Genomic DNA, 8,811 nt, shown 5'->3' on the forward strand with positions numbered 1-8,811 from the left:
CTCCTTAGAATTTAAGCATGGTCAAGGTGTACAGCAGGACGAGGAAGAGCACGAACATCACCCAGATGAGGGGATTGAGCTCCTTGCGGCGTCCGGCAATCGTCATCAGGATGGGGTAGAACAGGAAGCCAAAAGCGATACCATAGGAGATGTTGAACGTCAGCGGCATGCCGATGATGACCATGAAGGCCGGGAACGCCACCTCAAACTGATCCCAATGGATCTCGCGCAGGGAAGAGGTCATGAGCACGCCGACGATGATCAGGGCCGGAGCCGTGACCTGAGCCGTGACGACGGCCAGGAGCGGGGAGAAGATCATGCTGAAAGCGAAGAGGATGGCGACGACGATGGCCGTGAGGCCCGTGCGAGCGCCGACGGCAATGCCCGCCGAGGATTCGACGTAAGCTGCCGTAGGCGTCGTGCCCATGACGGCACCGCCGAGCATGGACAGGGAATCCGCCATGAGGGCGCGGCCGATGCGCGGCATCTTGCCGTTGCGCATGATGCCAGCCTGTTGGGCAAGACCGATGAGCGTGCCTGCTGTATCGAAGAACGCGACCAGGAAGAAGATGACGACGACAGCCCACATCTGCGGGTCAGACAGGATGGACGTCATGTTGCTGACGCCGACGCCGAACGTCGGGTCAAGGCTCGGTGCCATGGAAATGATGCTTTCCGGTGGTGGGATGATCTGGGTGACGAGGCCCATGATGGCCGTCAGGACGATGCCATAAAAGATGGCACCGGGAACCTTCTTTGCCATGAGGATGGCCGTGACGAACAAGCCGAAGATGGTGAGCCAGGTCGTCGGCACCTTGAACGAACCGATGGCGACCAAGGAGGACGGATCGGCTATGACGATGCCGCCGCCCTGCAGGCCGACGAAGGAGATGAAGATGCCGATACCGGCAGCCATCGCGTACTTCAGGTCCTGCGGGATGGCGTCGATGATGATCTCGCGGATCTTGAACAGGGAAACCAGCGTGAACAGGATGGACGCGACGAAGACGCCGCCCATGGCCTGCTGCCAGGGAATGCCCATGGCCAGCACGACCGAATACGTGAAGAACGCGTTATCGCCGAGGCCCGGTGCGATGGCGATGGGGTAATTCGCGAGGAAGCCCATGAGCAGGCAGCCCATGATGGCCGACAGGGCCGTGGCCGTGAAGACGGCGCCGGCATCCATGCCGGCATCGCCGAGGATGATCGGATTGACAAAGAGAATGTAGGCCATGGAGACGAAAGTCGTCAGGCCGGCCAGGCATTCGCGTTTTACCGTGGTGTTGTTTTCCGACAGGTGAAAGAGCCTCTCCAGGACTCCGGTGGATTGGTTAGACATGAAAATAAATACCTCTTGTTTCGTTATGCGTTAAATGGGTTACGGGCGTTTCCTCAGTGAGTCCGCGCATATGCTTCGAGCTCGGCAATATAGATGGCCTTCTGCTCATCGCTGATCCAGGACGTTTCGAACGAGTTGCGGGCCAGCGTCACGACCTGTTCCTTCGTCAGATTGAAGGCGTCGGCCAGTGCGTAGTAGTTGTCGCTGATGTAGCCGCCAAAGTAGGCCGGGTCGTCGGAATGAGCCGAGACCTTGACGCCCTTGGACAAGAGTTCAAGCACTTCCGGTCCCTTCATCTCCGGGCGCACGAACGTGTTGGACAGCGGGCAGGTCGTGAAGCCGATGTGATGCTTGGCTGCATACGCAACAAGGTCCGGGTCCTCGACGATGTTGGTGCCATGGTCGATGCGCTCGACGCCGATGACTTCCAGCAGGTCACGGATGTGCTCGATGGAATCCTTCTGGTCGATGTCCGCATGTGCCGTGAGGTGCAGGCCGTATTGCTCCGCCTGCGTGAACTGGTTGAAGAATTTCATCGGCGGGTTGTTGTGCTCATCGGAATCCAGGCCGACGCCGATGAATTTGTCGCGGTAGGGCAGGGATTCTTCCAGCGTCTTGCGTGCCGACTCACGCGACAGGTCGCGCAGGAAGCACATGATCAGTCTGGCATCGACATGGAGTGCACGGGCATCGACCGTTGCACGGTAGAGGCCGTTGATGAACGTCTCAAAGGCGATGCCGCGGCTCGTATGGGCCTGAGGATCAAAGAAGATTTCCGCATGACGGACGTTGTTTTCTGCAGCGTGATGGAGATATTCCATAGCCAGGTCATAGAAATCCTCTTCTGTCTGCAGCACATTCATAGCCGGATAGTAGACGGCCAGGAACGATGCCAGATCATCGTACTGATAGGAAGCGCGCACTTCCTCAATCGTCGTCTGGCCGATGTCCACATGATTCTTTTGAGCCAGTTTCAGTTTCAATTCCGGCTCCAGCGTGCCTTCGATGTGCAGATGAAGCTCTGCTTTCGGCATGCCTACGATAAATTCTTTCGTGACTTCTGTAGCCATGGATACCCCTCCTGTTAGCGAAAAAAAATAGACTGCCACACGCCATCAGCGTACAACAGCCACACAGTCCTCCAGTCCCCAGCGCCACTGAAGACCTTCTTATAGAATTGATTCTGTGTTCATTATACTCATATGGTTTTCATCTGTCAATCAGCAAAATTCTCAGCGCAGGAGACGTTTGTTCAATCTAAAATGACAGAATAAAAAATAGTATTATAACGAACGAAAAATTTGCTTAGCAGGATTTTTTATTACTTTATAGAAGAGATAAGTTGTATATACATTATGCTTCAGAATGATCGTTATAGAGAAGAGGTTTTGAATATGAGCGTAGAATTTTCTGGAAAGAAAGCGTGCATTGCGCCGGAGGGCGTGTTTATCATCGGGACGTATGACGAGAACGGCGTGCCGAATGCGATGAACGCGGCCTGGGGAACGCAGTCGGACTATGATGAAATCACGTTGTTCCTGGCTAGGCATAAGACGACCGAGAACGTCAAGCATACTAAGGCTTTTACGGTCGCGTTTGCCACGAAGGATACGATGGAGATCGCCGACTATTTTGGCGTGGAGACAGGCAATAAGGTAAACAAGATCGAAAAGGCCGGCTGCCACGTCCATAAGAGCACGCATGTCAATGCGCCAATCATCGAAGAGTTCCCGGTAACGCTCGAGTGTGAGTGCGTAAGCTACGACGATGAGACGGGAATCCTTGTTGGCAAGATCATCGCCCAGCAGGCGGATGAATCCGTACTCACGAACGGTGTGGTGGATTACGACAAGCTGCAGCCGATTCTGTTCGACATCGCCACGAGGACGTATCGCCTGGTGGGCCCCGTTGTCGGCAAAGCATTCCACGACGGCCTGAAGTTTAAGTAACCAGATACGTTGACTGCCGAGCCGCTTGGTTCCTTGGGAAGCGTTTTTCCAAGGCATCAAGCGGCTCTTTTATGATTGATAGCAATAACCATAAATGAAAATTATTGATTATAAAAAAAGAAAATATTTTACATCGCTTTAAATCCGTGTCATAATATACGTAAATAGTAATAAGATATATTAATAAATATAATAAATAAAAGGGAGCGATACGTATGATGGAGCTTTGGTACAATCATGTAAAGAGCTATACGCAGGATATCTTGGAAGAAAATGCTGACAATCTCAAACGATTTGAAGTTCGTCCCGGCATCTATTCCAATATCAACCCGGACGGCCTGCTTGACGTAAACGCTGCCGATTTCGATATTTCGGGACACTCCGTTTCCAAATAATGCAATCGTCTGTTTGGATGACGGTAAACAGAATACTGGGTATGAAACGATAAAATACCGCATCTCTTGTGATGGTAGTTCATAGAGATGCGGTATTTTGCTATATCTTATGTCTGTGGCTTATTGCCGATTTTACTGGCGGAAGGGAAGAAAATGCCGTATAATAAATTGTTACTTACGATGAAAACGCCAGGGGGATGAGACTATGGATCATGAGGAGTGCCGCCGCTATATCGAGATGCTGCAGCTTGAGCCGCATCCGGAGGGCGGATATTTTGCCGAGGTTTACACGTCGCACGAGCAGCGGCGACAGGGGACGGATGCGCGGCCGCTGGCAGGCAGCATTTACTACCTGCTCGATGCGGGCGCGGTTTCTGCCTATCATGAGATCGATTGCGACGAGATCTGGTATTACCATGCGGGTTGCGGCGTCGAGGCCTTCCTGTTCTATCCGGACGGCCAGTTTGAGACGGTCCGCCTGGGGCTCGATGTCGCGGCCGGGGAACGCCCGTCGTTCACGGTGCCGGCAGGCAGCATCTTTGCCGCGAGGAACCTTGAGGCAGACGGCTGCACGCTGATGAGCTGCATGACGGCGCCGAAGTTCCGCTATACGGGCTGGCGTCTCGTATCCCTCACGGAGATGCTGGGGGTGTTCCCGCAGCATGAGGCGGTCATCCGCCCCTTCTATCCGGCTCAGTAAGGGAAATGCTTGTGATGCGTCTGATGATGCAGGACTTTTTCTTTGTACATGTTGTGGTCGGCTTCCGCCAGGACGGCATCGATGTTGTCGGCGGGCAGCGTGGCCAGAGAAAACCCGAAGGAAATACCGATGTTTGCGAGGCGGAAGCGTTCATGCAGCTGTGCATGAATGGCTTCCGCTTCTTTCTTATCCTGCACGGCCTGGATCATGAGGAATTCGTCGCCGCCCATGCGGAAGACGGCATCGGTGGGGCAGGACTGGCAGAGGATGGAGGCCGTGGTCTGGATGAGGCGGTCGCCAGCCTCGTGACCGAACTGGTCGTTCGTTTCCTTGAGACCGTTGAGGTCGCCGAAGAAAAAGGCATACTGGCGGTCAGGCGGCAGCTTCTTGACGTAGTCCATGAGTCCGCGCCGGTTCATCGTATTCGTCAGGGGGTCGACCTTGCTCAGGCGGTCGATGCTCTGCATCATGTCGCGGTTGCGCAGCAGGATGGAGAAGAAGCGGACGAGTGCTGTGAGGAGCGGCACGGCTTTTTTGAGGTATGCGGGCTGTGGATTGACGATTTCAAGATACCCGTAGCTGTGGTCGTCGAGGCGCAGGCGGGCAAAGACGAGCTGCTTGAGGTTCGGGAGGCGCGGTGCGTAATTCGCGTTGTCCCGGCAGAATTGCTCGATATCCTCGATGACGAATACCGGAGCATGGATGAACTGCTCGTAAATCGGGCGGGCCTCTGCGCGCGGGAACGGCTTGATGTGTTTGGAGAGCGGTGACGCCAGCCGGTTTTCCCATATATAGGAAAAATGCAGCAGATCTCCTTTTTCCTCGACGATGACGATACCATCGGCACCGAGCTGATTGCCGAGCCGGTTCATCATCTTGCGGATGCCGTTCTCCGGCTTGAGCTCGTACATGCCGGAACGGATGATGTCGTTGACGGAAAGTTCCTGGTACAGGACTTTTTCCTGCAGGGCATGGCGCTGCAGGTAATAGTCGAGGTTGATGATCATGCAGAAATGACACAATTTGCCGTTCCAGGGGATGAGGGTATGGCAGAGCAGCCGCTGGGAGCTTGTGACGTGATTGTGGTAGATCCTTGTGTACACTCTGTTGTGGCTGAGCTTTGGCAGGCAGCAGTCCTCGCACGGGACGGTATGGCCGGCCATGAGCTCGTGGCATTTCTTTCCCTGCAGGGGCTCGTCGGGCAGCATGCCGAGCTCTTCGCGTTCGGCCTGGTTCAGATAGAGCACCTCGTACGTTTCGGGATCGGCGACAATGACGCCGAATTCCATATGGTCAAAGATCTCGCGTTCGATGATGATGTGGTCATTGCTGTAGGGGACGGCACCGTACATCGTTTCTTCCGCATGATGCATGCGGTTGATCAGGAGGCGCAGCAGGCCGTCGATGCTGCGCACTTCGGAGCCGTGTACCAAGGCGTAGTGCATCAGGAGTTTGCAGGCATGGCCTTCGAGCTTCGTGATGGCATGGAGGTCCTGCGTGATCGTCAGGAGGGCCTGCTGGATGGCGTCGTCCTGCTGCCGCTTGTAGATCACGAGGAAGCAGCAGCTGCCGATGCGGGCGATACTGCAGTTTCTTGGCAAGTGCTGCTGCAGGATGCTGAGGATGTGCTGCAGCAGATGCTGCCGGAAGTCTTCGCCGTATGTCAGGCCAATGGCATCGTATTCCGGTACGTCGAGCATCAGGCAGGTGTAATCTTCGCCGTGCAGACGGTATTCGTCCGCGTACTGCAGGGCATTCATGATCATGCCGCTGTAGTTCAGCAGGCCTGTTTCCGCATCGAGCAGTTCAGATGTGATCGCCGTCTGCTGCGCAGCGGCCTCTTGGGGGCGCGTGATTGTGACGAGCAGGCCGATGGCTGCCTGGTCATTTTCGCAGATCGGGAACTTCGATACCTGTATGTCCTGGAGACGGTGGTCGATGTTCATCTGCTCGGTGAGGTGCAGCAGCGGGCGTCCCGTTTGCATGACTTGTTCTTCCGTATCGTATGTGCTGGCGGCATGCAGCTGCCAGCCGAGTTCTCCGTCAGTCTTGCCGAGGATATCATCGAGGGATGTCACGCCGCGTCCCTTGAGAAAGGCGGTGCTGGCGCCGCGGAACCGGTGCTGACGGTCCTTCCAGAACAGCTGGATATCCGTCTCCTGCAGCAGGATTTTCCAGGTGGCCTGACTCAGCCTGTCCGGGCCTGCGGCAAAGAATTCCTTCGTGATGCCATAGCGCTCGATCATCAGTTTGACGATTTCCTGACGGTCGGGCTGCCGGCCCATAAGATCCTGGCACAGGCAGAGCAGCATTTCTCGTGAGGAGGACTTGACGAAGGCGATGCCCGTGAAGAAGAGCCAGCTGTAGCTGCCGTCGGACAGCAGGATGCGGAACGGAGCCGATAAGAACGATTGCGGACTGGCCATCGCCCGTTCGTAGAAGTCGGAGGCATCCGTAAACGTCAGGAAGCGTTCGCGGTCTGCCGGGTGTACGTACTGACTGGCAAAATGACGGAAGACCTCGGATACATTGCGGAAGCGGGTGCCGGCGCGCACGCCGGTCAGCGTCTCGATGATCTCGCAAATATCTTGATCGAGATCAAGGTACCAGATGGCATCATACGTCAGGAGGACATTGCGCACGATTTTGTCAAAACGATGTGAATCTTTATCGTCGATATTTTTCTCGGCCGTGATGTTGTAAAGGGATACCTGAAAAACGCTGCTTGGGCCGGAGTGGGCGATCAGCTTTGCCTGAAGGCGGAGGAATTGGCCGTTATCCACATACGTCATGGTTTCCCACTGCCTGGTCCGGATGAGACGGTCGATGAAGCGCCGGAACTTCTGGTTCATCGGGAAGTTCTTGGAACGCAGATTGACATTGACGTGGGTGATATCGGGTGTGCCGATGCTGTGCAGCGACTGGAGATAGAGGTCGTTAAGCTGCAGCATGCAGAATTCCTTTGAATTGTCGTAAACAATGGCGATGGGGAGGGGCTGATTGAAATCCACGAGGCCGGCCTGGCTGAGCAGGGCCGCATCCTCATTGGTTTCCAGCTGCAGGCCCTGATCGAGGCAGAACTGGTGGAAATCTTCGCAGGGCATGGGCTTGCCGTAGTAATACCCCTGGATCTTCTCGCAGCCGATGCTGCGCAGGAACTCGCACTGTTCCCGCGTCTCCGCGCCCTCGGCCAGCGTGTGGATGGAGAGTTCCTTGGCCATACTCACGAGGTATTTGAGGATTTTCCGGCTCTTTTCCGTGAATGGATGCAGGAACTTCATGTCGAATTTGATGGTATCGAAATCGTAGTCCTTGAGTACATTCAGCGAGGAATAGCCGCTGCCGAAATCGTCGAGCAGTACGGGATACCCGCTCTGCTGGAATTTCTGGAGGCCTTCAAGTACTGGTTCCATCTTGTCGACGAGTGCATTTTCCGTGATCTCGACCTGTATCAGGCCGAGCGGCAGGCCGTATTTTTGCCGGATGGCTTCAGTCGTGCCGAACGGGTCCTGGAACATGAAGTCGAGGCGCGAGAGATTGACGGAAACCGGCAGGGCCGGGAGATTGGCATCAAGGCAGCGGCGTATCATCTTGGCGACAGCGTGCAGGATGTAGGCATCGAGCTTGTGGACGAGGTGGGCTTCTTCGAGCACGGGGATGAAGATTCCCGGCGAGATTGTGCCGTACTGCGGGGACTCCCAGCGCGCGAGTGCCTCGGCACCTGCAAGCTCGCCCGTGAGCGTGCGGATCACCGGCTGCAGGTAGACGCGGATATATCCCTTTTGCAGGGCCTCTTCGAGATGCTCGCGCACGTAATTCTGCATGCGGCTGCGCAGGCCCAGCTGTTCCGTGTAGATGGCGAAGTGGCGCGAGGCATCCTTCTTGATGGTATCGCAGGCAATCTTGGCCTCGCTGTCGAAGATGCCGGTGAGTTCTGCGGCGGAGCGGGGCTCGTCGAGGAAGCGGATGCCGGCCTTCAGGGCGATGTTGGGATTCCCGATGAAGGCCTGCACGTGCTGGCAGGCTTCCGCGATGCGCTCCCGCACATCCATGGCATCGGCCAGCACGGCGAAGTTGTCGGAGCCGATGTGGACGATGAGCTTGTGCGGAAAGGTGCGCAGCAGGATGCCTTCGATGTGCTGCAGGCAGAGATCGCCCTGCCGGAATCCGTGCATGGCGTTGTAGAGATGAAAGTTCGTAATGTTGAAGAAGACCGGGCAGGACTGGATCAGGTGGTGTTCGGTCCATTCCTGCTGCAGCTGCCTGGCAGCTGCCTGAAAAAATTCCTGCCGGCTAGAAAGTCGATTCCTGATATCCATAAGATCCGCGCCCTTCGTCCTGTACGTAAGATGGTTCATGCCTTTCTTCTTGTCTTTCATTGTAACATAAATCGTCAACTACCCGCGACTGAAGTCGCGAGCTTGAGGG

6 protein-coding genes are annotated in these 8,811 nt (G+C 55.6%); 3 read left to right on the forward strand and 3 right to left on the reverse strand.

Features of this window, described 5'->3' with window-relative positions:
* Nucleotides 1-4: 4 nt before the first annotated feature.
* Both DWZ54_RS06090 and add read right to left on the reverse strand, forming a co-directional pair.
* A complete protein-coding gene (locus DWZ54_RS06090; RefSeq protein ID WP_118474918.1) occupies nt 5-1,339 on the reverse strand; it encodes an NCS2 family permease in 1,335 nt (444 codons plus the stop codon).
* A 53-nt stretch (nt 1,340-1,392) separates the two neighbouring features.
* Nucleotides 1,393-2,409 carry an adenosine deaminase gene (add, locus tag DWZ54_RS06095; protein ID WP_118015776.1) on the reverse strand — a complete coding sequence of 339 codons (1,017 nt, stop codon included), beginning with the start codon at nt 2,407-2,409 and terminating at the stop codon, nt 1,393-1,395.
* A 324-nt stretch (nt 2,410-2,733) separates the two neighbouring features.
* On the opposite strand from add, the gene DWZ54_RS06100 reads away from it, so the two are divergent.
* The 3 genes from DWZ54_RS06100 (at nt 2,734) to DWZ54_RS06110 (ending at nt 4,383) form a co-directional block, all read left to right on the forward strand.
* Complete coding sequence (locus DWZ54_RS06100) at nt 2,734-3,288, forward strand: flavin reductase family protein (protein WP_118474919.1); 555 nt, start codon at nt 2,734-2,736, stop codon at nt 3,286-3,288.
* A gap of 215 nt (nt 3,289-3,503) precedes the next feature.
* Entirely contained in the window at nt 3,504-3,683 is a 180-nt protein-coding gene (locus DWZ54_RS06105; RefSeq protein ID WP_118474920.1) for a hypothetical protein, read from the forward strand.
* Between the two features lie 205 nt (nt 3,684-3,888).
* On the forward strand, nt 3,889-4,383 hold the full coding sequence (locus DWZ54_RS06110; RefSeq protein WP_118474921.1) for a cupin domain-containing protein: 495 nt from the start codon (nt 3,889-3,891) through the stop codon (nt 4,381-4,383).
* On the opposite strand, the gene DWZ54_RS06115 is transcribed toward DWZ54_RS06110, so the two are convergent.
* The gene (locus DWZ54_RS06115; protein WP_158573627.1) at nt 4,377-8,741 is read right to left on the reverse strand and encodes an EAL domain-containing protein; all 4,365 of its coding nucleotides are present in this window, start codon (nt 8,739-8,741) and stop codon (nt 4,377-4,379) included. The genes DWZ54_RS06110 and DWZ54_RS06115 overlap by 7 nt on opposite strands.
* Between the last annotated feature and the right edge of the window lie 70 nt (nt 8,742-8,811).

It is taken from the genome of Mitsuokella sp. AF33-22 (genome assembly GCF_003475755.1).
GTDB lineage: Bacteria > Bacillota > Negativicutes > Selenomonadales > Selenomonadaceae > Mitsuokella.